The organism is Microbacterium sp. SYP-A9085 (assembly GCF_009649635.1).
In the GTDB taxonomy this organism is placed as follows: domain Bacteria; phylum Actinomycetota; class Actinomycetes; order Actinomycetales; family Microbacteriaceae; genus Microbacterium.
In genome coordinates this window covers 799,939-823,728 of sequence record NZ_WJII01000001.1, presented here as the reverse complement: position 1 = coordinate 823,728, position 23,790 = coordinate 799,939, and the positions used below count along the sequence as shown (strand labels likewise).

The window sequence follows — 23,790 nt, the reverse complement described above, 5'->3', positions numbered from 1 at the left end:
GGAATCCGACACCCGGCGCGCGGGCGAACTACGCCTCCAGGTGCAGCACTATCGCACCCGGCATCCGGCGCACCACCGGCCGGAACGCCCGCCTCGCGAGCGTCGCGGCCTCGCCCCCGCCGACGATGCGCGGCGCGGTCATCTGCCGGTCGCGGCCCTTCCACGTCAGGCTCGCGCCTCCGGCGGCGACGACGTTGCGGGCCCAGTTCGTGGTCACTCCCCATGGCAGTCCGATGAGCACGACATCCCTGTCGACGGTCGGAATGACGGCGATCGGTGTCGCGTACGCGGTGGCGCTGCGGCGCCCGCGATGGTGGATGACCGCCCACAGCGGAAACCAGCGCCGCCCGGCCAGGATTCGGGCGACGGGGTCGAATGCGCGCTGCGCCGCAGCGCGGCGGCCGCTCTCACTCATGGCTCCAGCATGCACCGGCGCGGACGGCTTCGGCAGCCCCGCGCCGCCCCTCGGTCGGCACCGCCTACGGTGGAAGGGATGAGCAAGCGCACCCTCACCGTCGTGATCGTCGCCGGCGTCGTAGTGGCCGGAGCGGTCGCCGCCCTGGCCGGCCCGGCGTTCTACCGCGACGTCATCGTGGGTCACGCGGCGCCAGTGCCGACGCTCACGGTCGCCGCGACATCCGGTCCCGCCGTCGACCCGGCCGCCGTGCAGGGCGCGTGGCGGGTCGCCGACGGGTCATACGCCGGATATCGCATCCACGAGGTGCTCAATGGCGCCGAGGCGACGGTCGTCGGCCGCACCGACACGGTGAACGGGATGCTGACGGTCGACGGCGATACGCTGACGGCGGCATCGTTCACCGTCGACGTCGCTTCAATCACGACCGATCAGGGCAGCCGCGACTCGTACTTCCGCAGCACGACGATGCAGACGTTCCGGTACCCGACGGCGACGTTCACGCTGACCGAGCCGGTGGCGGCGGCACCCGCGCCACGCCTGGGCGCGAAGCACACGGTGGCGGCGACCGGCGACCTCACGCTCGCCGGCACCACCCGCAGCGTGACGGTGACGCTGGATGCCGTGTTCGACGGCGAGCGCGCGCAGGTGGCGGGCAGCATCCCGATCACGCTCGCGGATTACGGCATCCACGCCCCGAGCCTCGGCTTCGTCCGCGTGGACGACGCCGGCGCCATCGAGTTCTCGCTCACGCTCGTGCGGTGAGGGATGCCGCCACCGCATGCAGCGGTGTGCGAGGTCTCGTGCTCGGCGGACGCCTGACATCCACACAGGGCGCGGCCGCGCGGGCCCTCGCCCATTTAGCATCCGCGCCACCATTCAGCATCCGCGCCACAAACCGGCATCCGCGCCACAGTTTCGCGCGGGCTTGGCGTTCGCGCGGCACGATTCGGCATCCGCGCCTGTAAATCCGTGACGCGCACGCGGAAAACTGCAGCGCGAGCGAAAGAGCCGAAACGCGACATCCATTAGCCCAGCTGATGGAGAGGCAAAGCAACTTTCAGTCGACTTATGCGCCAGGCGTTGCCAGGCTCGGAGGCACACGCAACGACGCGGGAGGCATCAGCATGGGTCAGGTCACGGTCGCCGAAGCAGTGGGGCTCACGCTCGCCCGCCTCGGGGTGAGCCGCGTGTTCGGAGTCGTCGGCAGCGGCAACTTCCACATGACGAACGCCCTGCTCAGCGGCGGGATGCCGTTCGTGGCCGCCCGGCACGAGATGGGCGCGACCTGCATGGCCGACGCCTACTCCCGCACCACCGGCGAGGTCGCGGTGGTGAGCCTGCACCAGGGCTGCGGCCTGACCAACGCGATGACCGGCATCACCGAGGCCGCCAAGGCGCGCACCCCGATCATCGTCCTCACCGGCGACACCCCCGGGTTCGCGAAGACCTCGAACTTCTACATCGACCAGGACGATGCTGTCGCCGCGCTCGGCGCCGCCGCTATGCGCGTGCACCGCCCCGAGACCGCCGTCGCCGACACGTACAGGGCCTACGTGCACGCGGTGAAGGACCGCCGCACCGTCGTGCTCTCGGTGCCCATCGACCTGCAGACCGCGCTCGTGGACTGGGACGAGGATGCCGTGCCCGCCGTGCCCGCCGTTACCGGCGCCGGCGCCGGCGGCGCCTCGATCGAGCAACTCGCGGACCTCCTGGCGCGCGCCGAGCGGCCGGTCCTCGTCGCCGGGCGCGGCGGATGGCACGCCAAGGCGCAGATCCGGCGGATCGCGGCATCCGTCGGCGCCCTGCTCACGACCTCCGCCGCCGCGCGCGGCCTTTTCCACGACGACCCGTGGCACATCGACGTGATGGGCGGGTTCGCCACCGACGGCGGCGCCGAGCTGATCGCCGGCGCCGACCTGCTGGTCGCGTTCGGCGCGAGCCTCAACCGCTGGACGAGCCGCAACGGCACGCTCCTGAAGGACAAGACGATCGTCCAGATCGACGACACCGCCGACGCCCTCGGCAGTCACACCCGCATCGACCTGGGCATCCTCGGCGACACCGCCGCGGTGGCCGAGGCCGTCGCCGACCGGCTCGACGCCGCCGGCGTCCAGCAGCGCGGATACCGCACCGACGAGGTCGAGACGAAGCTCATCGACACGCTGCTGTGGCGGGAGCAGCCGTTCGAAGACCGCGGCGACGACACGCACATCGACCCGCGCACGTTCACGAACGCCGTGGACGCGATGGTGCCGCTGCGCCGCATCGTCGTGCCCGACGGCGGCAACTTCAACGGGTACCCCGGCGCGTACCTGCAGGTCCCCGACGTGCACGGCTACAGCGTCCCGCTCGCATTCCAGTCGATCGGGCTCGGCCTTGCCAGCGCCATCGGCGCGGGCCTCGCGCACCCCGACCGCATCCCGGTCGCCGGGATCGGCGACGGCGGTTTCATGATGAGCCACGTCGAACTGGACACCGCCGTGCGGCTCCAGTTGGGCCTGCTCGTGCTGGTCTACAACGACAACGCGTACGGCGCCGAGGTGCAGCACTTCAAGCACGTCACCGACCAGCTCGAGATCGTCTCGTTCCCGGAGACGGACATCGCCGCCCTTGCCCGCGGCTACGGCTGCGAGGCGATCACGGTGCGGTCCGAGGCCGACATCGCGCCGCTGCAGGACTGGCTGGACGGCCCCCGCACCCGCCCCTTCGTCATCGACGCCAAGACCGCGGCCTTCCCGTCGTGGCTGCTCGGCCACTCGATGGACGAGAACTGACCCCCCACCCCAAGAACCACCCCACCCCCGAGAACCGACCCCACCCCCGGAGTACCGAACCCTCCACCCCCCGAAGGAGACAACGATGTCCTCAGTCCGTACCCGCCTGATCCTCGCCGCGGCGGGGCTCGCGGCATCCGCCCTCGTCGTCACGGCGTGCTCATCCGCCCCGAGCACCCCGACCGAGCACAAGGACGGCAAGCCCGTCGCGATCACGGTCGCGTCGCTTCCCACCGCGAACCTCGCATCGGTGCAGCTCGGCCAGCAGCAGGGCTTCTTCAAGGACGAGGGGCTGGATGTCACGATCCAGAACGTGCAGTCCGGCAGCGAGATGATCACCGGCGTGCTGGGCGGCTCGTTCGACTTCATCGCCGCCGGCTACGTGCCGGTGTTCACCGCGCAGTCCCAGGGCCTGCCACTGAAGTTCCTCGCCGGCAACGACACCGGCGCGAACACGGCCGACAAGGACTGGCAGATCGTCGTGGCCGGCAAGAACAGCCCTGTGCACACGCCCGCGGACCTCGCCACCGCGACGATTGCCGTGAACGCGCTCAAGGGCGTCGCCGAGGTGCAGGTGCGCGCGTCGCTGGAGAAGCAGGGCATCGACCAGTCGAAGATCAAGCTCACCGAGATCCCGTTCCCGGAGATGCCGGTCGCACTCGAGCAGGGACGGGTGGATGCCGCGCTCGTGCCCGAGCCGTTCGTGACGGCGGTGCTGAACGCCGGCGGCCGTGTCGTGGACACCCCGTATGTCGTGATGGGCGAGAACTTCCCCAACGGCGCCTGGGAGACCTCGCAGCAGGTGATCGACCGCGATCCTGCCACGGTGGCCGCGTTCACCCGCGCGATCATCAAGTCCGTGGAGTACGCGCGTGACAACCCGGACGCGGTGCGCAAGATCATCCCGACGTACACGTCCGTGAAGGCGGAGATGGCGAACGCCATCCGGCTTCCCGTGTTCAACCCCGAGCTGAACCAGGACCTGATGCAGCAGCTCGTCGGCTACACGAAGAAGTACGGCACGCTGGAGAAGGACCTGAAGGTCGCCGACCTGATCTACAAGCCCTGACCTCGAGGACATCGTGACGGTGATCACCCGCCCCGCGGCCGGCGGGCCGGTCCCCCTGCTGCGACGCGCAGGTAGAGGGATCGGCTCGCTCGGCGGCGTCGTCGTCGTGCTGGCGCTGGCCGAGCTGCTGACCCGGCTCGAGATCCTGCCCAGCCGCTTCCTGCCCCCGCCGTCGGTCGTGTTCACGACGCTGATCGGCGAGCTCGGCAGCCCGGTGGCATGGTGGGCGATCCTGGACACGCTGCGCGGCTGGGCGATCGGCCTGGGACTGGCGATCCTGATCGCGGTGCCGTTCGGTCTGCTGCTGGGCTCCAGCGAGCTCGCCTACCGCGCGACCCGGCCGATCGTGGAGTTCCTGCGGCCGGTGCCGTCGGTCGCGCTGATCCCGCTGGTGTTCCTGCTGTTCGGGCGCAACCTCGGCGACGGCAAGATCTTCCTGGCCACGTTCGCGGCGATCTGGCCGCTGCTGATCCAGACGATCTACGGGGTGCGCAACGTCCTGCCCACGCAGCTGGACACGGCCCGCTCGTTCCAGATCCGCCGCCGCGACATCGCACTGCGGGTCGTGCTGCCCAGCGCCGTGCCCTACCTGGCCACCGGCATCCGGATCGCCTCCACGGTCGCGCTGATCCTCGTGCTCACCGGCGAGATAGTGATCAACGCCGGCGGCATCGGCGAGCAGATCAACCTCGCCCGGGAAGGCAGCGCGGTGGACGTGATGTACGCGTTCGTCGTCCTGTCCGGCATCCTCGGCCTGCTGCTGAACGCGCTGTTCGCGTGGCTCGAGAAGCGCGTCCTGAGATGGCATCCCTCGCACCGGAAGGCGCAGTCATGAACCGCGCGAAGCGCAACGGCCTGTACATCGCCGCCGAAGTGCTGCTGCCGGTGCTCGTCGTGCTGGGCGTGCTGGTGTTCACGAACACCGGTGGCGGCTTCTACTTCCCGCCGCTGCAGGACGTGCTGATCGCGTTCCAGAAGAACTGGCTGTTCGCGCGGATCCCGCTGGATCTCGTGCCGTCGCTCGTGCGGCTGCTCAGCGGATACCTGATCGCGGCCGGACTGGGCGTGGCGCTGGGTGTGCTCCTGGGGCGGGTGGCGTGGCTGCGCCGGCAGGCGTCGCCGATCATCGAGTTCCTGCGCGCGATCCCGCCGCCCGCGCTGCTGCCGTTCACGATCGTGGCGATCGGCGTGGACTCGTCCGCGAAGGTGGCGCTGATCGCGTTCGTGTGCATCTGGCCGATCCTGCTGAACACGATGGACGGCGTCTCGGGCATCGAGCCGACGATGTCGGAGACGGCGCGGGTGTACCACATCCCGACATCCGACGACCTGCTGCACGTGCAGCTGCGCGCGGCATCGCCGCAGATCTTCGCGGGCATGCGCACGGCGCTGCCCTTGGCGATCATCCTGATGGTCATCAGCGAGATGGTGGCCTCGACCGACGGCCTCGGCTACTTCGTGCTGCAGGCGCAGCGCACGTTCGCGCTGGCCGACATGTGGTCGGGCATCCTGCTGCTGGGGCTGCTCGGCTACCTGCTGAATCTCGTGTTCACACTGATCGAGCGCCGCGTGCTGGCCTGGCACCGCGGGGCCCGCGCTGCGGCGCGGTGAAAGGAACGTCATGCTGACACTGACCGGCGTGAGCAAGCGCTACGGCGACGCCGCCGACGGCACGCTCGCCGTCAAGGACCTGTCGTTCACGATCGGCGGGGGCGAGATCGTCACTATCGTCGGCCCGTCCGGCTGCGGCAAGACCACGGTGCTCAAGCTGATGGCGGGGCTGCTGGCGCCGACATCCGGCACGGTCGAGGTCGACGGGCGGGCCGTGTCCGGTCCCCCCGAGCAGATAGCGCTGGTGTTCCAGGACTACGCGAACTCGCTGTACCCGTGGATGTCGGTGTCCGACAACGTCGCGTTCCCGCTGCGGCGGATCAAGCTGGCCCGCGCCGAGAAGCGTGAGCGGGTCGCGCACGCGCTGGCATCGGTGGGCCTGAGCGGGTTCACCGACCGGTATCCGTGGCAGCTGTCCGGCGGGATGCAGCAGCGGGTGGCGATCGCCCGGGGCCTGGCGTATCAGCCGAAGATCCTCCTGATGGACGAGCCGTTCGGGGCGCTGGATGCCCAGACCCGCGCGGATCTGGAGGATCTGGTGATGACCGTGCGCGACGAGTTCGACGTCACGATCGTGTTCGTCACGCACGACATCGACGAGTCGATCTACCTCGCCGACCGGGTGCTCGTGATGGGGCCGCGGCCCACGTTCATCGATGAGGACGTCGAGGTGGCGCTGCCTAAGCCGCGCGACCAGCTGCTGACCAAGCAGCTGCCGGAGTTCGGCGAGATGCGCGCGCACATCTACAAGAACATCAAGGCGTCGAGCCAGCTGATGGCACGGACGGGTGCGGTTCCCACGTCGTGATCGTGAAGGACCGTCAATATGGGGTCATGGACCTCAATCTGCTGCGCACGTTCATGGCCGTGTACGAGGCGCGCAGCCTGACCGGAGCGGCATCGGCGCTGCACGTGACACAGTCGGCGGTGAGCCAGGCGATGGCCAGGCTCCGGCGGGATGTCGCGGACGAGCTGTTCTACCGGTCCGGCCGCGAGATGCTGCCGACCCCGTACGCGCTGGAGCTGTTCCCGGTGATCCGCGACGCGCTCGGACGCATCGAGAACGCGGTGTCGGCGCAGGCGTTCGATCCGCTGACCTCGACGCGGCGGTTCCGGATCGCGCTGTCGGAGCTCGGCGAGATGCACTGGCTGGCCGGGATCGTGGAGCGGGTGCGCGCGGCAGGACCCGGGCTGAGCGTGGACGTCATCCAGCTCGACCCCGTCGGGATGGCCGACACACTCGCGCGCGGGGTGGTGGATGTCGCGATCAACTCGGCGATAGTGCCCGGCGGGTTCCAGACCTGGACGCTCAAGCGCGAGCGGTACGTCGTCGTGATGGCGGAGTCGAACCCTCTGGCATCCCGCGAGCTCGACCTCGACACCTACCGGGCGGCCGCGCACGCCGTGGTGACCGGCGAGTCGGGGCACTCCAACATCGAGCGGGCGGTGGAGGGGCTGGGCGGCTCCCGCGAGCCGGTGGCCGTGATGAACCACTTCGCGGCGCTGCCGCCGATGCTGTGCGCCACGAACCTGATCGCGACGATGCCGTACAGCCTCGCGGTGTGGTGGGCGCGCGAGTGGCCGCTCGTGCTGCGCGACCTGCCGTTCCCGTTCGACCCAGTGGAGGTGCGGCTGTACATGCGCTCCGCGCACCAGGAGGCGAGCTCGCTGCTGTGGTTCCGGGATCTCGTGCTGGCGGCGACCGAGGCCGAGTCCGGCTTCCCGCCGGAGCGGGCGCATCGGGCGTAAGGGCCGCCGGCGTTCTCGCTCGCGCTACACGAATCCGCATTCGCGCCAGACAATCGATGACGCGAACGCTGAAAAGTGCAGCGCGAGCGACATCCCCCGCGCGGATCAGCGTCCCGGTCAAGACCGCGCCGCGACCGTCACCGCCCGTTCGGTGTGACGACCGCGCGTCCGGCGATCTGCCCGTCCTGCAGCTTCTGATACGCCTCGAGCGCGTCATCCATCGCGAAGTATTCGACGTCCGGCGCGATCTGGCCGGCCCGGTAGAGCGCGGCGACCTCGTGCAGCTCCTCGATCGTGCCCCAGTAGGTACTCGTGAAGTCGACCTCGTACGGCACCTTGTAGAAGCTCCACTCGAACACGCCGCCGGCGATCCCGACAATCGTGACCCGGCCCTGGCGGGCGACGGATGCCGCGGCCAGCGCGATCGTGGGAGCGACGCCGACGAAGTCGAAGACGGCGGTGACCCCGTCGCCGCCGGTCAGCTCGCGGATCCGCTCGGCCTGCCCGTCGCCGCCGGGCACGGTCACTGCGCCGAACTCCTCGGCGCGGGCCATCGCCTCGGGCTTCATGTCGGTGGCGATCACCGTGGCGCCGGTGATCGCGCGCAGGATCTGCACGGCGACCAGGCCGAGGCCCCCCAGGCCGATCACGAGCGCCGACTTGCCGCCGCCCGCCAGCTTCGGCAGCGACAGCTTGATCGCGTGATACGGCGTGAGCCCGGCGTCGGCCAGCGGTGCGGCCGCGTACGGGTCGGCGTCGCCGAGCGGCACGAGGTTGCGCGCCGGCACGGTCATGTACTCGGCCATCCCGCCGTCGCGGCCGAGACCGGTGGCCAGGTACGGCATATCGGCGACGTTTTGGCAGTACGTGTCCTGGCCCCGGGAGCACGCCGGGCAGTGCCCGCACCCGATCGGGCCGTACACGAGGAACGCGTCGCCGACCTCCAGTCCGGTGACGCCCTCACCGATCTGTTCGATCCACCCGGAGTTCTCGTGGCCGAGCACGTAGCTCGGGTTCAGCTGCCGCATCCCCATGCTCTCGTCATAGTCATGGAACACCGCGATGTCCGAGTGACACGCGCCGGCACCGGCGATCTTCAGCAGCACCTCCCCCGGTCCGGGTGCGGGTCTCTCGACGTCCTTCAGGGTGGGCGGTGTCTTCCACTGCTCGAAAACCACTGCACGCATGATGCCCTCCTGTCGCGGGATGACCTCACCGGCGTCCGTCCACGACGGGCGCAGGCCGGTCGATGCCGCAACGCTACCCAGTCGGCGCGCCGAGGGATAGGGGGCCGCGTGACGACGTGCGCGCCGTCAGCGCCGGTCGTCGTCTGCGGCGCCCAGCAGCATCCCCAGGCCGATCGCCAGCATCCACGAGTCCTTGCTGATCGCGGTTCCGGCCTGGCTCGGCCAGACGCTTCCGGGCTTGCGCAACATCGGGGTGCGCAGGTACATCCCAACCAGGCCCGACGAGAACGCCGTGAGCGCGGCACCGGCGATCGCGGTGGGGATGAACGGCACGAGCAGCAGCGAGCCGACCGCGATCTCCGCGATCGCGAGCGAGCGCACGAACCGCTCGGGCGCGATGCGCTTGAGCGCCGGGAACGCGCCGGCCGCGGCGCCGTGCAGGCCCGCGGCCTGCTCGGGTCCCGCCTTCAGTTTCGTGATTCCCGAGTGCAGGATGTAGGCGCCGGTGGCGAGCCGGGTCGGGATGTCGCGCAGCCGTATCCGGGAGCCTGTGCCCATGGTGACCTCCCCTTTCCTCAGGTGCGGGGTCTCCTGTGCACGATACGCCTGGATCAGGATGCCGCGGCCCGGCCGGGTCACCGGGCCGCGGCATCCTCCGCTCAGCCGATCGGCGCGTAGCCGGTGCCGGTGAACCGTTCGAGGATCACCGACGAGATCGCGGGCTCGCCGGCGATCGTGGTGTCCACCTCGGCCCCGGCGAGCATCAGCGGGGTCTGATAGCCCTTGATCTGCAGGAGCTGGGTCATGAACTCCGCACGCGTCGGCTCGGTCATCTGCTGGAACGTCTTGTCGAGGATCGCCGCGGCCATGTAGCCCCACATGCAGTGCGGGAACTCGGGGATCTCGGGCTGCTTCGTGTGCGCGGCGATGTCGGCGAGGAACCGCTTCACATCGGCGTCGCCGGCGTACGCGGGGTCGTCGGGTGTCTTGTGGTAGCCGATCGTGTACACGTTGGGGAAGGCATCCGCGCCCGCGGGCTTCAGGATCGGGGCGACGCCGGACGTGTTCGACGGCAGGAACCAGTCCGGCAGCCAGCCGAGGGTCTGTGCCTTCCTCATCGCCGACACGGTCAGGTGCGGCTGCGAGACGGCGTTGAAGATGACGTCGGCGCCGGTGGCGGCGAGCGTCGTGATCTGCGCGTCGAGCGAGGTGTCGGGCACCTCGTAGGTGAGCTCCTTCGTGATCGTCACGTTCGGAGCATCCTTCACCGCCTCCTTGAAGCCGGTGAGGTAGTCCTTGCCGTAGTCGTCGTTCTGCGACAGCACGGCGACCTTGTGGGTGCCGGAGGCGACGAGCATCTCGCCGAACGCGCGGCCCTCCTCGACGTACGTGGGGAACGCGTCCAGCTGCATCGGCGACTTGGTGCGGTCGCTGAACAGCGGGTCGCCGGTGCCGGTGAGCACCTGCGGCACGCCGTCGGCGATCGCCGCGTCGCGGAACGCGCGGTTCGTGGGCGTGCCGAGTCCGATCGCGATAGCGAACGCGCTGCCCTTGAACTGGTCGTAGTTGGCCTTGGCCTTCTGCGGGTCGTACTGGTCGTCGAGCGCGACGACCTTGACCTTGCGGGTCTTGCCGTCGCCGAACGCGACGCCGCCGTCGGCGTTCTTGCCGCCGAAGTAGGCGATGGCACCGTCGGCGGTGCACGTGCCGGGGCCGGCGACCGGGCCGCTGAGCGGGGAGCTGATGCCGATCGTGACGGTGTCGTCCGTGATGCCGGGCGAGGCGGCGCCGCCGCGTCCGCCGGTGTCGGTGCGGGCGCAGCCGGCCAGGACGAGGGCGGCGGCCGAGGCCACGGCGACGGCGCCGATCAGCGCCCGTGCGCGTCGTTTCGTGTTCATTGGTGATTCCTCTCGGGTGATGCGGGGTCGGGATGCCGCGATCCGGCGCACGCGCCGGTGCGGTGTCTTAGGCAGTGGCGCCTTGCCGGGCGCTGTCGACGTCGCGGCCGGGCGGCGGGGCGGCATCCTGCAGGGCGATGCCCAGGGCGAGCAGGCGGGCGTCGGTGTCGGGGGCGCCGATCAGGCTCACCCCGACAGGGAGGCCCGAACGCGCGCCGACACCGGCGGGCATGGCCGCGACCGGGAAGCCGGTGACGTTCCAGGTGGCGGTGAACACGGTGAGCGGGTCGGTGCCGCCGGCGGGCTTGCCGGCGTCGTAGCCGGTGCCGCGCAGCGGTGCGGGAATCGCGCTGGTCGGCTCGAGGAGGGCATCGATCCGGTGCTCGCGGAACCAGGCGTCCCACCGCGCGGTCACCGCGCGACGCCGGCCCTGCGCGCGCAGGTACGCGTCGACCGGTAGCGGCGCGGCATCCGGGTCGACGAAAGCGCGCACCGACGCCCGGTACCGGTCGAGGCGATCCCGGTGCTGCGCGTGGTACGTGCGGGCTTCGGCGATGAGGATCGTGTCGTAGTCGGCGGCGGGCAGATCGTCGGGAGCGGGCAGCTCGACGAGCTCGGCGCCGAGGTCACGCGCCAGGTCACGCATGCGCTCGTATCCGGCACGCACGTCGTCGTCGACCTCGGCACGGTCGGCACGGGACGTGATCGCGATGCGGGCGCCGGCGAGCGTGACCCGCTCGGGCTGTGCGATGGCCGGTCCCCCGAACACGCCCCACGGGTCGCGCGTGGCCGGCGCCGCCGACAGGGCGGTGACGAGCACGGCGCAGTCGGCGAGCGTGGGTGCGATCGGGCCGACGTGGTCGAGGGTGGGCGAGAGCGGGATGACGCCGTCCATCGGGACGCGATGGTAGCTGGGCTTGAACGCCGAGACGCCGCACAGGGCCGCGGGGATGCGCACCGAGCCCGCCGTGTCCGTGCCGATCGCGGCGGGGACCATGCCCGCGGCGACGGCCGCGCCCGCGCCCCCGGAGGAGCCGCCCGCACTGTGGGCGAGGTTCCACGGGTTGCCGACCTGGTCGGTGGTGCCGCCGGCGGCGAACTCGTGCGTGTGGGTGTGCCCGGCGTACACGGCGCCGGCCGCGGCCAGCGCCGCCCAGGGGGCGCTGTCGTGCGGGGCGGGTTCGCTGTCGAGCACGCGGCTGGAGGCGGTCAGCGGCTGGCCGGCGACGGCGAAGAGGTCCTTCACGCCGATCGGGATGCCGCACAGCGGCGACGCGTCGCCCGCGGCGATCCGACGGTCGGCGGCCGCGGCCTGCCGCAGCGTGGCGTCCGGGTCGAGGTGCGCCCACGCGTTGACGGCGTCGGGGGCGCCGTCGTACGAGGGGGCGCCGCCGTTGCGGTCGGCGATGCGGTCGAGCATCGCCTGGGCGAGGTCGGCCGCGGTCAGCTCACCGGTGCGCAGTCTGGTGCTCAGGACGTGAAGTCCCGCGTCGAGCGGGTGGGTGTCGGGATGCGCCATGCGCACACCGTACGAAAACGGCGAGCGCGTCGACGGCGAAATGAGAGGAATGCGGCCGGTTCCTCGCAGTTGCGCGGCTGGGGTCGTGCGTCAGCGGGTGAGGACGGCGTGCGCGAGGTGTTGGGCGTCGATACGGGGGGCGCAGAACCCGTTGATCACGGTCATGATCTTCGGGATGCGGCGGCCCTTGTCGCGGATGCCGCCGACGAGGTCCATGATGTCCATCGGCTCGGCCCACGGCACGACGTGGCCGGCGGCGGACGCGGTGGCCCACAGCGCCTGGAAGCGCTGCGTGAACTCCTGCCGGACCGGAAGGATCGCGGCCGGCGTCTGGCCGACATCCACGCCGGCGGCGGCGATGAACTCGGCGTCGTCGGTGACCATGAGCGAGAAGCGGTCGAGCGTGGTGACGATGTCGGCGAGGGCGCGCTCGGGCTTGCCGGACCCGGCGGCCCACGACGCGGCGCGGCGCCAGCGGTCGACCGAGACCTCGTCGATGAGCGCCTGCTTGCTGCCAAAATGCCGGTAGACGCTGGCGGGGCTCACCCCGGCGCGGCCGGCGATGTCGTCCACGCTGATCTTCGCGGTGCCGGTGTCGCTCATCAGCTGCCACACCGAGCGGAGGACGGTGGCGCGGGTGCGCCGCGCATCGTCACGGAGCATATCTGTCACCTCATGCGTTCGGGTCGGTACCGCGCGGACGGGCGCGGCAGGGCGGCGCAAGATTATCCCCGATTGTACCGGGAAAATCGGAGCAGGCCGCGGGCCGGCCATCACCGTCGCGCTGCACGATTCGACATCCGCGCCAGTCTTTCCGTGGCGCGGACACGGAAAAGTGCAGCGCGAGTCCATCGACCCCCGCCGTCGGGCGTGCCGAACCAACGCTGCACCCCATCAGCGTCAGTCGCGCCAGCGGCTGCCTGCACACCGATCACGAGCCCGCGGTGGCCGTCGCGCTACACGGTTCCGCGTCCGCGCTACTCATCCACTGGCGCGAATGCAGAAACGTGTAGCGCGACAGCAGGGCGGCACGCCGCGTCCGTCTTTCCGTGGCGCGGATGCCAAGTCGTGCCGCGCGAGCCACTGCACGTGGCTGCGCCACACCCACCGAACGACCCTCAGAACGGGACGCCGCAGCGCAGCACCACGTTCGCGAACGGGGTCGCCTCCCCAGTGCGCACGATGAGCGTGGCCGTGGACGAGAGTTGTTTGAGCTCTTCGTGCGGCACGAACGCGGCATCCGAGAACCGCGCGAGCACGACGTCCTCGACGGCGGAGCCGCGGGACTCGGATGCCGCGGTGCAGCCCTCGAACGCGCACTCGGCGATCAGCGCATCGAGCACGTCGACGAATCGCGGCACGCCGAACACGACGGCGAGGTCGACGACCGGCACGCCGGCCGGGCGAGGGAGTCCGCAATCGGCGACGACGACCGTGTCGGTGTGGCCCAGCCTGCACACCGCCGCGGCCAGCTCGGCATTGAGGATGCCGTGCTTCCTCATTGCGCGGCCTCGCCAGACTCCGGCAAAGCGTCGCCCGCCCACGGATACGACGGCTGTGTCCCGGCGCCGCGCACCGCGAACGCGCCGACCCGCACGGCGAAAGCCGCCGCCGTGCGCAGGTCGTCGCCCGCGGCCAGTCGCGCCGCGAGCGCCCCCACGAAGGCATCGCCAGCGCCCGATGTGTCGACCGCCGCGACGCGCGGTGACGAGATGGATGTCACGCCCGCGGCATCCACACACACCGCCCCGTGCTCGCCCCGAGTGAGCACGACCGAGCGGATCCCGTGCCGGCGCAGCCGCCCGGCAGCCTCTCCGTCGTCGGGATCGCCCCCGTCATCGCCCCACGCCGTCAGCAGCAGCCGCGCCTCGTGCACGTTGACCACGAGCGGGTCGGCGGTACGCAGCACGGCGTCGGGCATCTCGACCACGGGCGCGAGGTTCAGCAGCACCCGGCCGGTCGCCAGCTCGGCTGCGCGCGCGGATCCGGTGGCGGGGATCTCGCCCTGCAGCACCACGACGGCCGCCGCGGCGATCGCCTGCTCGTGCGCGGCGACGAAAGCCGCATCGACGCGCGCGTTCGCGCCGGGAATCACGATGATCGTGTTCTCACCGCCGGCGTCCACGGTGATCCGGGCGATGCCGGTGGGCGCGTCGGCGCGGGACACGCCCGCGAGGTCGACGCCGGCGTCGGCGAGCAGGCTCAGCGCGACGGCGGCACGGTCGTCGTCGCCGAGGGCGCCCACCATGTGCACGTCCGCGCCCAGCCGCGCGGCGGCGACGGCCTGGTTCGCGCCCTTCCCGCCGGGCGCGAGCGCCGACGAGGTCGCCAACAGCGTCTCCCCGGGCTCGGGATGCCGCGGCACGACGACGATCTCGTCGACGTTGATCGAGCCGACGACGGTGACGCCAGCCGAGCGCGAGCCGCCGCCACCGCCCCCGGCCGTACCGGCGGGGGCATCCCCCGCCGGTACGGCACTGTCCGCGTGAGCGGATGTCACTTCAGGAACTCGTCGACGTTCTTCGCCGTGACCGAGACCACCTTGACCGGGACGGTCGCCTCGACGCTCTTGCCCGTCAGCGCGTTCACGGCCTGGTCGACGGCGAGCTTGCCGAGCTCACCGGGCTGCTGGGCGATCGTGCCCACCATGGTGCCGGCCTTGATGGCCTTCAGCCCGTCGTCGGTGCCGTCGAACGCGACCACCTTGACGTCCTTGCCGGCGCGGTCGCCGAGGGCCTGGATCGCGCCGAGCGCCATCTCGTCGTTCTCGGCGAAGATGCCGACGATGTCGGGGTGCGCCTGCAGCAGGTTCGTCGTGACGTTCAGCGCGGTGGCGCGGTCGAAGTTGGCGGTCTGCTTGCCGACCACCGAGATCCCGGCGAACGCCTTCAGGCCCTCGGTGAAGCCCTGGCCGCGGTCGCGGCTGGCCGAAGTGCCCACGACGCCCTGCAGCACGAGGATCTTGCCCTTCTGCCCGATCGCCTCGGCCAGCAGCTGCGCGGCCTGCGTGCCCCCGGCGACGTTGTCGCTGGCGATGAACGAGGCGAGCTTCGCGTTGTTGACGGTGCGGTCGACGGCGACGACGGGGATGTCGGCCTTGTTCAGCGCGGTGACGGCGGGGCCGGCGGCATCCGAGTCCACGGCGTTGATGATGACGGCCTTCGAGCCGTTCGTGGCGGCGGTCTGCAGCTGGTTGGCCTGGGTCGCGGAGTCGTTCTGCGCGTCGAGGATGTCCAGCTGCACGCCGAGCTTCTGCGCCTCGGCCTTCGCGCCGTCGCGCACCTCGACGAAGAACGGGTTGTTCAGCGTCGACAGAGACAGCGTGATCTTCTGCGTGGGAGCGGCGGCGCTGTCAGTGGACGGGCCGCGGTTGCAGGCGGACAGACCGACCACCAGCAGCGCGGTGGACAGGCTGGCCAGGGTGATCTTGGTCACGGACTTCATGGGAACTCTCTTCTCGGATTTGTTGGGTGATACAGGGTGCGCGGCGCTCAGCATGCGCGAGTCGTACGCGGCGGTCAGCTGCTGCGGGTCTTGCGGCGGATGACGTCGAATCCGACGGCGAGGGCGATCACGATGCCGATCACGACCTGCTGCCAGAACGAGCTGACATTCAGCAGGTTCAGGCCGTTGCGGATGACGACGAGCACGAGCGCGCCGATGAACGTGCCGGAGATCTTGCCGTAGCCGCCCATCAGCGACGCTCCGCCGATCACGACGGCGGCGATGGCATCCAGTTCGTAGCCGACGGCGGCCTGCGGCTGGGCGGAATCCAGCCGGCCGGCCAGCAGCAGCCCCGCCACCGCGGCGAACAGGCCGGACAGGGCGAACACGATCACCCGGACGCGGCGCACGTTGATGCCGGACAGCTCGGCGGCTTCGGCGTTGCCGCCCACCGCGTACATGCTGCGGCCGATCACGGTGCGGTTCAGGATGAACGAGGCGACCAGCGCCGCCAGGATCAGCACGAGAATCGGCACCGGCACCGGGCCGATGCTGCCGCCGAGGAACGAGACGATCGGCGGGGTCTTGATCGGGATGCCGTCGGAGATGACCAGCGTCAGCCCGCGCGCGACGCTCAACATGGCCAGCGTCGCGATGAACGAGGGCAGCTTGCCGTACGCGTTCGCCATGCCGTTCACGGCGCCGACGACGAGCCCGGTGGCAAGGCCCGCGATCAGGGCGAGCCAGCCCGGCAAGTGCGCGTCGGCGAACATCCACGCCGACGCCATCGCGCCCAGGGCCGCGACCGAGCCGACGGACAGGTCGATGCCGGCCGCGACGATCGCGAACGTCGAGCCGAACGCGAGGATCGCGACGGTGGAGGCCTGGATGCCGATGTTCAGGATGTTCTGCCCGGTCAAGAACGCGGGGGTGGCGATGAACAGCAGCAGGCTGAGCACGACCAGGCCCACGAGGGCGCCGTTCTCGGCGAGGAACTTCTTCGTGCTGAACCGGCCGGTGGAGCGCTTGGTCGCCGTTGCGGTTGTCATTGCATCGTCCTTCGCTCGTCCCCGCCGCGCGCGGCGAGATCCATGATCGTGTCCTCCGTCGCCTCGCCGGCGGAGAACTGCCCGCGGATGCGACCGCCGCGCATCACGAGGATGCGATCGCTCATCCCGAGGACTTCGGGCAGCTCGCTGGACACCATGAGCACCGCGCCGCCGGCGTCGGTGATGGCGTTCATCAGCTCGTAGATCTCGACCTTCGCGCCGACATCCACCCCGCGGGTAGGCTCGTCCAGCAGCAGCACGCGCGAGCCGGCCATGATCCAACGGCCGAACACGACCTTCTGCTGGTTGCCGCCGGACAGGGATGCCACGTCCTGGCCGATGTCGTGCATGCGCACGCGCAGCTTCTCGGCGACCGCGGCGGCGCGGCGGCGCTGCCCGGCGAAGTCGACGAGTCCGGCGCGGGCAGTGGAGGCGAGCGTGGCGAAGCCGAGGTTGTCGTTGACGGAGGCCTGCAGCACGAGCCCCTGGCGCTTGCGGTCCTCCGGCACGTGGCCGATGCCGGACCGGATCGCGGTCCGGATGCGTCGGGGCTTCAGAGTCCGGCCGTCGACGGTCACGGCGCCGGCGTCGTACGCGTCGATCCCGGCGATCGCGCGCAGCAGCTCGGTGCGTCCGGCGCCGACCAGGCCCGCGATGCCGACGATCTCGCCGGCGTGCACGGTGAGGTCGACGTCCGTGAACCGGCCTGCGGCGGACAGGCCCTCGACCTGCAGCAGCGGGGCGGCGGCGGTGAGGTCGGGGCGACGACGTGGGAACTGGTCGCCGATGTCACGGCCGACCATGAGGTGCACGAGCTCGGGTTCGGGGGTCGACCCGGGCACCTCGGCGACCCGCTCGCCGTCCCGGAGGACGACGACGCTGTCGCCGATCTGCGCGATCTCCTCGAGGTGGTGGCTGATGAACAGCATGGCCACGCCGTGCGCGCGCAGGTCGCCGATGACGCGGAACAGCTGCGCGGTCTCGTGCTTGGTCAGCGCCGCGGTCGGCTCGTCGAGGATGAGGACGCGCGCGTCGACGCTGAGCGCCTTGGCGATCTCGACGAGCTGCTGCTGGGCGATGCCGAGATCGGAGACGGGGGTGGCCGGGTCGACGGTGAGCCCGATCTTGTCGAGCGCGGCCTGGGCGCGGCGACGCAGCTCGCGCCGGTCGACCATGCCGAGCCGCTCGGGGGTGCGGCCGAGCAGGACGTTCTCGGCGACGCTGAGCGAGGGGACCAGGTTCAGCTCCTGGTGGATCGTCGCGATCCCGAGCGCCTCGGCGGCGCGGGCGTGCGGGATGCGCACGGGCACGCCGTCCAGCAGGATCTGCCCGCTGTCGGGTTCGTGCACCCCGGCGATCATCTTGATGATGGTGGACTTGCCGGCGCCGTTCTCGCCCAGCAGCACCTGCACCTTCCCGGCGTGCAGGTCGAAGGAGACATCCCGCACCACGGTCACCGGGCCGAACGACTTGCTCACCGACCGGACCGAGACCACCGGCGTCGGGAGCTCGGCCATCAGTGCGCCTTCCCGGTGGGGGCCTCGGCGAGCGGGCCGCGGGCGATGAACGTGCTGGGCAGGACGTGCGAGTCGGGGGTGCGGCCCTCGATCACATCGCACAGCGCCTGCACGGCGCGGCGGCCCATCTCGGGCGCCGAGTGCGCGATGACGCTCAGCGGCGGGTCGAGCAGCGCGAACCAGTCGATGTCGTCGAACGCGACCAGGTCGATGTCGTGGCCGGGGCGCATCCCGCGCTCGTGCAGGCGCGAGACCGCGCCGGCCGTCATCGGGCTGTCGGCGGTGATGATCGCGGTGGGCGCCTCGGCGGTGCCGAGGAGGATGTCGATGCCCCGCGCGCCGCTGGCGGGCTGGAAGTCGCCGATGACGATGTGGTCCTCGCGCAGCGGTAACGCGTTCTCGGCCATCAGGCGGCGGAACAGCTCGAGCCGCTCGCGGCCGGTCGAGGTGGCCTGCGGACCGGCGATGAACCCGATCCGGCGGTGCCCGTGCGCGCGCAGGTGTGCGATGGCCTCGCCAAGGCCCTGGGCGCTGTCGGTGGTGATCGCGGGGACCGCGCCGCCGACGCCGGGGAGGACCCGGTCGACGAAGACGACGGGGATGCGCCGGCTCAGCAGCCGGGTGATGGCGCCGCTGCCGTCGCCGATGGGGGCGATGATGACGCCGTCGACGCGCTGGCGCATGAGCGCCTCGAGGAACGCGTCCTGCTGCGACACGCTCTCGTCGGCGTTGCCGAGTACGTTCACGTAGCCGCGGGCCAGGGCCTCCTGCTCGACGCCGTGCACGAGCTCGGCGAAGAACATGTTGCGGACGTCGGGGATGAGCACTCCCATGGTGCCGGTGCGCGCGGAGCGCAGCGACCGGGCCTGCGCGTTCGGCTGGAAGTCCAGCTCGCGGGCGGCCGCGGTGACGCGGGCGCGGGACTGCTCGGAGGTCGCGGGATGCCCGGACAGCACGCGGGATGCCGTGGCCTTGGAGACCCCCGCGCGCGCGGCGACCTCTTCGATCGTGACCGCATGGCGGCGCTCGGACGGCGTCGTCGGCATCTTCACCTCTTCGTGCGGGCGGGAGTCCTGCAATGGAATCGATTCCATGGAACCGTTTCCATCACGGTAGCCGCCACGGGATGCGAGTGTCAAGCCCCGCAGAGTGGGCGACATCCCACACCGGACACCTACGGGACGTGGAATCGCGTCCACTCCGCCGCCGCGTCAGCGCGCGAGCGGCGACATCCCGCGCCCCTCGCGGCGCGCCGAACCCACCCGTCATTGCCGAACCCACCGGATATAGCGGGTGGGCTCGGCAGCACGGGGTGGGTTCGGGCACAGAGCAGGGCGCAGTGCGCCCCCCTTCGGGCCGGGTCAGGCGTAGCGGAGCACGGCCTCGCGAATCTCCTCCACGTGCAGATAGATCTCGTCAAGTGTGTCGATCGGATGCCGCGTCTCTGTCTTCTCGGCGTCCATCAGCCCGAGGTACTTCTGCCGGCCGTTGAAGTGAAGGCGGGCGATCGGCTTCCGGTTGTTGTCGTCGAGGAGCACCGCGAAGTAGCTCTTCGCATCCCGCTGGGTGATCCGATGCGGCTTGACCTCACGACACGCGATCGCCTTGACGATCTGGTACCCCTCGAGTTCATCGAGCGTGGTCTCGATCTCCGTGTCACGATTCAGGTCTTTCGCCACGACCGGGTGGCTCGTGACATCCTGCCCGTCACCATCCCCGGGAATACTGATGCCGGCCCCCAGAGCGGTCTTGAGCCGGGCGTTTACGCTCTCGGTAAGGAACTGGCGGGTCGCCTTCGTCACCAGTGCCGTGAACTGCTCGCGGACACGAGCAGTGTACGAACCGTCGTATACGCGTTGCGTGAAGAACTTGATCCACTCGTCGGTCGGTTCCCGGAACTGGGAAGCGATCTCACGCTTGAGCGCTCCGACATACTTCAGTTCCTCTGCGGCGCTGATGATGGAGTCGAGGTCGAAGCTTCCCTTGCTCAGCTTCTGCACTTCGGGGATCAGCGTCTCGTCGATGTCGAGCAGATCCAGGACGAGGAACGGCTTGGCGTCCATGAGGTTCGGCGCATCGAGGTCGGTGAAGAACTGCCAGACGACTCCGTTGGTCAGCGCCGCTATGCGCGCATTCGTCGTTGCGAAATAGCGGAACAGCTGTGAAGCGTGCTCGATCCGGGGTACGCCGGTCGACGCCTTGCACTCGATCAGGATCTGCACTTCGCCATCCCGCATGATGGCGTAGTCGACCTTCTCGCCCTTCTTGACGCCGACGTCGGCGGTGAACTCCGGAACGACCTCGAGCGGGTCGAAGACGTCGTACCCGAGAATCGTGGAGATGAACGGCATGACAAAGGCATTCTTCGTCGCCTCTTCCGTGCCGATCGCGGATGCCTGATTGGCCACCTTCGTCGCGAGCGCAGCGACACGATCCTGAAATTCCATGTTTCCCCCGGGACGACTCGACGTCAGGAGGATACCGTCGTGCACGTCCGCAGGGGTGGAACGCCACGACGTTTGCGGCCTGCTGACGCTACCCGCGATCATGTGGTCCATTACCTCTGAAGACGCGGCTTGCGAGTATAGGTACTACGCGCGTCACCCTTGCGTGCCCTCGATCGGTCGCGCCCGCCTGTGTCCGCCTCGAAAAAGGTCGCACGTCATGTCGATTCCGCTTCCGCCCGTTCGACGCGATAGTGAGAGGGGATGATGGATCCCCACCGACCAGGGAGTATCGAGATGAAGCACATGCTGATCATGCGGGCCACGGCCGAGGCGGTCGAGGCGTCCAAGCAGATCGACTTCAACGAAATGCTGAACGCGATGGGCGCGTACAACGAGTCCATGATCAAGGCCGGCGTGATGGTGGCCGGGGAGGGCCTGGCCGACGAGCCGGGGTTCGTGGTCGACTTCGGCAGCCAGCCGCCGGTCGTCAGCGACGGCCCCTACGGCGAGGTGCACGAGATGTTCAACGGGTTCTGGATCATCCAGACCGCGACGGCCGACGAGGCGCTCGAGTGGGCGAAGCGCTGCCCGCTGGGCCCGGGCGCGAAGCTCGAGGTCCGCCGCGTGCACGAGGACGCCGACTTCGACGCGTTCGCCGACAACGAGTACGTGCAGAAGGAGAAGGAGTGGCGCGCCCAGCTCGGCACCGAGTGAGCCCGCCATGAGCGACGACACCCGGCGCAGGCTCGAGGCCGTCTGGCGCATCGAAGGGCCGCGGATCACGGCATCCGTGGCCAAGATGACCGGCGACCTCGGCCTCGCCGAGGATGTCACGCAGGAGGCGGTGCTCGAGGCACTGGCGGCGTGGCCGGGCAGCGGCATCCCGGACAATCCGGGAGCGTGGCTGACCGCGGTCGCGAAGCGCCGCGCGATCGACGCGTGGCGGCGGCGGGAGCGGCTGGACGAGCGGTACGCGGCGATCGCGCGGACACTGGATGAGGCGTCCGACGACGCGTGGCAGCCGATCGACGACGACGTGCTGCGGCTGGTGTTCACCGCGTGCCACCCGACGCTGTCGCGCGAGTCGCAGGTGGCGCTGACGCTGCGGGTGGTCGCGGGGCTGTCGACGGAGGAGATAGCCCGGATGCTGCTGACGAGCGTCCCGACGGTGCAGGCGCGGATCACCCGGGCGAAGAAGGCGCTGGCCGCCGCGCGGGTGCCGTTCGAGACGCCCGATCCGAGCGAGTGGAGGGCACGCCTGGGCGCGGTGCTCGGGGTCGTGTACCTCGTGTTCACGGAGGGGTACGCGGCCACCGCGGGCGATCGGTGGGTGCGGCCGGATCTGGCCGACGAGGCGATCCGGCTGGGACGGGTCGTGGTGGGGCTGCTGCCGCGCGAGCCGGAGCCGCTGGGGCTGCTGGCGCTCATGGAGTTCCAGCGCTCGCGGTTCGCCGCCCGGGTCGACGGCTCCGGGATGCCGGTGCTGCTGGCGGATCAGGATCGGTCGCGGTGGGACCGCGGCCAGATCCGGCGGGCGGTCGGGCTGCTGGCGAGGGCGGATGCCGCGGCTGCGGCGCGGGGCACGGGTCGTGGCCCGTACGCGCTGCAGGCGGCGATCGCGCAGTGCCATGCGGTGGCGGCGAGCGTCGCCGAGACCGACTGGGCGCGGATCGTCACGCTGTACGAAGTGCTCGGACGGGTGGCGCCGAACCCGGTGGTCGAGTTGAACCGAGCGGTGGCGGTGTCGATGGCGCAGGGGCCGGCCGAGGCGCTGCCGATCGTGGATGCACTCGAAGAGTCGGGTGCGCTGCGCGGGTCGCACCTGGTGCCGAGCGTGCGCGGCGAGCTGCTCGCACAGCTCGGCCGGGTCGACGAGGCGCGGGCCGAGCTGCTCACGGCGGCGGCGCTATGCGCGAATGCGGCGCAGCAGCGAGTGCTCAGAGGTAAGGCCGCCGCGCTCCGAGCACCCGACGGTTGATCGCGCGACGCGAGGTGAAACCGCCGGGACCGCTACGGGCCCGCAGCACGGCGAATCCCGCCCGGATTTTGCGAGAGCAGCTCCCATATCATGAGACCATGAAGCTTCTCCTGCCCGACACGGTCTCCCTCTCCTTACAACTGCCGGCCGGGTGGGATGCGGTCGTCGTCGACAGCGCAGAGGAGATCCCCCGACAGCACTGGGATGCCGACGCCCTGGCCACGTGGGGTCCGTCGGCCCGGCATCTTGATTCGGCGGCGGAGAATCTGCGCGCTCTGCAGCTCGTGCAGTCCTTGTCCTCGGGCGTCGAGGCGATTCTCCGCCGGGGCTTTCGGCCCGAGACGGTGATCGCGAACGGGGCGGGCCTGCACAACCGGACCGTGGCCGAGCACACGCTGGCCCTCCTCCTCGCACTTGTCCGGCGACTGCCGACCGCACTGGAGCATCAGCAGCGCCACGATTGGTCGCGCGAGCTCGGCGGCATCCAGAAGCTGCACCCGGGCGACCGGGTCACAACGCTGCTGGACGCCCGCATCCTGATCTGGGGATTCGGCAGCATCGCCCAGACCCTCGCACCCATCCTCACCGCGCTCGGCGCGACCGTGACCGGGGTGGCCCGGCACCCCGGTGAACGCGCCGGATTCGGCGTCGTCGAAGCCGGCCGTCTGCAAGACGAGCTGCCGGCCACGGACGTGCTGATCAGCGTTCTTCCCGCGACCGAAAGCACCCGCGGCGTGGTCGGCGCCGACGTCTTCGACGCCCTCCCCACGCGGGCACTCTTCGTCAGTGTCGGCCGCGGAGACGTCGTCGACCAGAGTGCGCTGATCTCAGCCCTGCGCACGGGCGCCATCAGCGGCGCGGCGCTGGATGTCACGACTCCCGAGCCGCTGCCGACGACCGACCCGCTGTGGGATGCGCCCAATCTGATCATCACGCCGCATGCCGCCGGCGGTCGGCCGGTCGGCGCTGAACGCCTCATCGAACGAAACCTTCGCGCCTTGGGCGGTGACGGCACGATCCAGAACCGAATCGACCGATCAGCATCCTGACCCGTTGACATGCGGCGCGGACCGGCGGAAACTCTTTCTTGTGACGTGACAGTCACTCTCTCATTGTGAGAAGGAGTCATC

23 protein-coding genes are annotated in these 23,790 nt (G+C 70.4%); 10 read left to right on the top strand and 13 right to left on the bottom strand.

The annotated features are described in order from the left end of the window. Positions 1–28: 28 nt before the first annotated feature. Positions 29–415 (bottom strand): nitroreductase family deazaflavin-dependent oxidoreductase, encoded by a 387-nt coding sequence (locus GH740_RS03925; protein ID WP_153744710.1) that lies wholly within the window; start codon positions 413–415, stop codon positions 29–31. Positions 416–493: 78 nt separating this feature from the next. Between GH740_RS03925 and GH740_RS03920 the strand changes: the two genes are divergently transcribed. The 7 genes from GH740_RS03920 to GH740_RS03890 all read left to right on the top strand — a co-directional run bounded on the left by GH740_RS03920 (position 494) and on the right by GH740_RS03890 (position 7,621). Beyond that, entirely contained in the window at positions 494–1,180 is a 687-nt protein-coding gene (locus tag GH740_RS03920; protein ID WP_153744709.1) for a YceI family protein, read from the top strand. A 362-nt stretch (positions 1,181–1,542) separates the two neighbouring features. After that, complete coding sequence (locus tag GH740_RS03915; protein ID WP_153744708.1) at positions 1,543–3,192, top strand: thiamine pyrophosphate-binding protein; 1,650 nt, start codon at positions 1,543–1,545, stop codon at positions 3,190–3,192. A gap of 85 nt (positions 3,193–3,277) precedes the next feature. After that, a complete protein-coding gene (locus tag GH740_RS03910) occupies positions 3,278–4,261 on the top strand; it encodes an ABC transporter substrate-binding protein (protein WP_153744707.1) in 984 nt (327 codons plus the stop codon). A gap of 13 nt (positions 4,262–4,274) precedes the next feature. Beyond that, positions 4,275–5,096 (top strand): ABC transporter permease, encoded by an 822-nt coding sequence (locus GH740_RS14020; protein WP_216644893.1) that lies wholly within the window; start codon positions 4,275–4,277, stop codon positions 5,094–5,096. Further along, positions 5,093–5,872 carry an ABC transporter permease gene (locus GH740_RS03900; protein ID WP_153744706.1) on the top strand — a complete coding sequence of 260 codons (780 nt, stop codon included), beginning with the start codon at positions 5,093–5,095 and terminating at the stop codon, positions 5,870–5,872. Before GH740_RS14020 ends, GH740_RS03900 begins: the two co-directional genes overlap by 4 nt. A gap of 10 nt (positions 5,873–5,882) precedes the next feature. Next, entirely contained in the window at positions 5,883–6,680 is a 798-nt protein-coding gene (locus tag GH740_RS03895; RefSeq protein ID WP_153744705.1) for an ABC transporter ATP-binding protein, read from the top strand. A 26-nt stretch (positions 6,681–6,706) separates the two neighbouring features. Next, the gene (locus GH740_RS03890) at positions 6,707–7,621 is read left to right on the top strand and encodes a LysR family transcriptional regulator (protein ID WP_153744704.1); all 915 of its coding nucleotides are present in this window, start codon (positions 6,707–6,709) and stop codon (positions 7,619–7,621) included. Between the two features lie 137 nt (positions 7,622–7,758). Here the strand turns inward: GH740_RS03890 and GH740_RS03885 are convergent, their stop codons facing one another. The 12 genes from GH740_RS03885 to GH740_RS03830 all read right to left on the bottom strand — a co-directional run bounded on the left by GH740_RS03885 (position 7,759) and on the right by GH740_RS03830 (position 20,682). Then, positions 7,759–8,808: an NAD(P)-dependent alcohol dehydrogenase gene (locus GH740_RS03885; RefSeq protein WP_153744703.1), complete on the bottom strand. Its 1,050-nt coding sequence runs from the start codon at positions 8,806–8,808 to the stop codon at positions 7,759–7,761. Positions 8,809–8,934: 126 nt separating this feature from the next. Beyond that, on the bottom strand, positions 8,935–9,447 hold the full coding sequence (locus GH740_RS03880; RefSeq protein ID WP_367640560.1) for a hypothetical protein: 513 nt from the start codon (positions 9,445–9,447) through the stop codon (positions 8,935–8,937). A 20-nt stretch (positions 9,448–9,467) separates the two neighbouring features. Further along, positions 9,468–10,706 carry an ABC transporter substrate-binding protein gene (locus tag GH740_RS03875; protein ID WP_153744701.1) on the bottom strand — a complete coding sequence of 413 codons (1,239 nt, stop codon included), beginning with the start codon at positions 10,704–10,706 and terminating at the stop codon, positions 9,468–9,470. A gap of 67 nt (positions 10,707–10,773) precedes the next feature. Next, positions 10,774–12,225 carry an amidase gene (locus GH740_RS03870; RefSeq protein WP_153744700.1) on the bottom strand — a complete coding sequence of 484 codons (1,452 nt, stop codon included), beginning with the start codon at positions 12,223–12,225 and terminating at the stop codon, positions 10,774–10,776. Positions 12,226–12,315: 90 nt separating this feature from the next. Beyond that, the gene (locus tag GH740_RS03865) at positions 12,316–12,888 is read right to left on the bottom strand and encodes a TetR/AcrR family transcriptional regulator (protein ID WP_172978277.1); all 573 of its coding nucleotides are present in this window, start codon (positions 12,886–12,888) and stop codon (positions 12,316–12,318) included. A 455-nt stretch (positions 12,889–13,343) separates the two neighbouring features. After that, positions 13,344–13,727: a D-ribose pyranase gene (gene rbsD / locus GH740_RS03860; RefSeq protein ID WP_153744698.1), complete on the bottom strand. Its 384-nt coding sequence runs from the start codon at positions 13,725–13,727 to the stop codon at positions 13,344–13,346. After that, on the bottom strand, positions 13,724–14,725 hold the full coding sequence (locus tag GH740_RS03855; RefSeq protein ID WP_367640556.1) for a ribokinase: 1,002 nt from the start codon (positions 14,723–14,725) through the stop codon (positions 13,724–13,726). Before GH740_RS03855 ends, rbsD begins: the two co-directional genes overlap by 4 nt. Continuing rightward, a complete protein-coding gene (locus tag GH740_RS03850) occupies positions 14,722–15,669 on the bottom strand; it encodes a D-ribose ABC transporter substrate-binding protein (RefSeq protein ID WP_153744697.1) in 948 nt (315 codons plus the stop codon). Before GH740_RS03850 ends, GH740_RS03855 begins: the two co-directional genes overlap by 4 nt. A 74-nt stretch (positions 15,670–15,743) precedes the next feature. Further along, positions 15,744–16,718 (bottom strand): ABC transporter permease, encoded by a 975-nt coding sequence (locus GH740_RS03845; RefSeq protein ID WP_153744696.1) that lies wholly within the window; start codon positions 16,716–16,718, stop codon positions 15,744–15,746. Then, positions 16,715–18,235 carry a sugar ABC transporter ATP-binding protein gene (locus GH740_RS03840; protein ID WP_153744695.1) on the bottom strand — a complete coding sequence of 507 codons (1,521 nt, stop codon included), beginning with the start codon at positions 18,233–18,235 and terminating at the stop codon, positions 16,715–16,717. The genes GH740_RS03845 and GH740_RS03840 overlap by 4 nt, the downstream gene beginning before the upstream one ends. Beyond that, positions 18,235–19,329, bottom strand: coding sequence for a LacI family DNA-binding transcriptional regulator (locus GH740_RS03835; RefSeq protein WP_216644892.1), 1,095 nt, complete (start codon positions 19,327–19,329; stop codon positions 18,235–18,237). Before GH740_RS03835 ends, GH740_RS03840 begins: the two co-directional genes overlap by 1 nt. Positions 19,330–19,596: 267 nt before the next feature. After that, on the bottom strand, positions 19,597–20,682 hold the full coding sequence (locus tag GH740_RS03830; protein WP_153744977.1) for a type I restriction endonuclease: 1,086 nt from the start codon (positions 20,680–20,682) through the stop codon (positions 19,597–19,599). Positions 20,683–20,976: 294 nt separating this feature from the next. On the opposite strand from GH740_RS03830, the gene GH740_RS03825 reads away from it, so the two are divergent. The 3 genes from GH740_RS03825 (at position 20,977) to GH740_RS03815 (ending at position 23,709) form a co-directional block, all read left to right on the top strand. Beyond that, complete coding sequence (locus GH740_RS03825) at positions 20,977–21,396, top strand: YciI family protein (RefSeq protein WP_153744694.1); 420 nt, start codon at positions 20,977–20,979, stop codon at positions 21,394–21,396. A 7-nt stretch (positions 21,397–21,403) separates the two neighbouring features. Next, positions 21,404–22,660, top strand: a complete 1,257-nt coding sequence (locus tag GH740_RS03820; protein ID WP_153744693.1) for an RNA polymerase sigma factor — start codon at positions 21,404–21,406, stop codon at positions 22,658–22,660. A gap of 98 nt (positions 22,661–22,758) precedes the next feature. Next, entirely contained in the window at positions 22,759–23,709 is a 951-nt protein-coding gene (locus GH740_RS03815) for an NAD(P)-dependent oxidoreductase (protein WP_153744692.1), read from the top strand. Positions 23,710–23,790: the final 81 nt, after the last annotated feature.

Excerpts from the sequence above, each read along its gene's own strand:
- GH740_RS03925 (WP_153744710.1), bottom strand. The coding sequence starts at position 415 with ATGAGTGAGAGCGGCCGCCGCGCTGCGGCGCAGCGCGCATTCGACCCC.
- GH740_RS03920 (WP_153744709.1), top strand. The coding sequence starts at position 494 with ATGAGCAAGCGCACCCTCACCGTCGTGATCGTCGCCGGCGTCGTAGTG.
- GH740_RS03915 (WP_153744708.1), top strand. The coding sequence starts at position 1,543 with ATGGGTCAGGTCACGGTCGCCGAAGCAGTGGGGCTCACGCTCGCCCGC.
- GH740_RS03910 (WP_153744707.1), top strand. The coding sequence starts at position 3,278 with ATGTCCTCAGTCCGTACCCGCCTGATCCTCGCCGCGGCGGGGCTCGCG.
- GH740_RS03900 (WP_153744706.1), top strand. The coding sequence starts at position 5,093 with ATGAACCGCGCGAAGCGCAACGGCCTGTACATCGCCGCCGAAGTGCTG.
- GH740_RS03895 (WP_153744705.1), top strand. The coding sequence starts at position 5,883 with ATGCTGACACTGACCGGCGTGAGCAAGCGCTACGGCGACGCCGCCGAC.
- GH740_RS03890 (WP_153744704.1), top strand. The coding sequence starts at position 6,707 with ATGGACCTCAATCTGCTGCGCACGTTCATGGCCGTGTACGAGGCGCGC.
- GH740_RS03885 (WP_153744703.1), bottom strand. The coding sequence starts at position 8,808 with ATGCGTGCAGTGGTTTTCGAGCAGTGGAAGACACCGCCCACCCTGAAG.
- GH740_RS03875 (WP_153744701.1), bottom strand. The coding sequence starts at position 10,706 with ATGAACACGAAACGACGCGCACGGGCGCTGATCGGCGCCGTCGCCGTG.
- GH740_RS03870 (WP_153744700.1), bottom strand. The coding sequence starts at position 12,225 with ATGGCGCATCCCGACACCCACCCGCTCGACGCGGGACTTCACGTCCTG.
- GH740_RS03865 (WP_172978277.1), bottom strand. The coding sequence starts at position 12,888 with ATGCTCCGTGACGATGCGCGGCGCACCCGCGCCACCGTCCTCCGCTCG.
- rbsD (WP_153744698.1), bottom strand. The coding sequence starts at position 13,727 with ATGAGGAAGCACGGCATCCTCAATGCCGAGCTGGCCGCGGCGGTGTGC.
- GH740_RS03850 (WP_153744697.1), bottom strand. The coding sequence starts at position 15,669 with ATGAAGTCCGTGACCAAGATCACCCTGGCCAGCCTGTCCACCGCGCTG.
- GH740_RS03845 (WP_153744696.1), bottom strand. The coding sequence starts at position 16,718 with ATGACAACCGCAACGGCGACCAAGCGCTCCACCGGCCGGTTCAGCACG.
- GH740_RS03840 (WP_153744695.1), bottom strand. The coding sequence starts at position 18,235 with ATGGCCGAGCTCCCGACGCCGGTGGTCTCGGTCCGGTCGGTGAGCAAG.
- GH740_RS03835 (WP_216644892.1), bottom strand. The coding sequence starts at position 19,329 with ATGGAATCGATTCCATTGCAGGACTCCCGCCCGCACGAAGAGGTGAAG.
- GH740_RS03830 (WP_153744977.1), bottom strand. The coding sequence starts at position 20,682 with ATGGAATTTCAGGATCGTGTCGCTGCGCTCGCGACGAAGGTGGCCAAT.
- GH740_RS03825 (WP_153744694.1), top strand. The coding sequence starts at position 20,977 with ATGAAGCACATGCTGATCATGCGGGCCACGGCCGAGGCGGTCGAGGCG.
- GH740_RS03820 (WP_153744693.1), top strand. The coding sequence starts at position 21,404 with ATGAGCGACGACACCCGGCGCAGGCTCGAGGCCGTCTGGCGCATCGAA.
- GH740_RS03815 (WP_153744692.1), top strand. The coding sequence starts at position 22,759 with ATGAAGCTTCTCCTGCCCGACACGGTCTCCCTCTCCTTACAACTGCCG.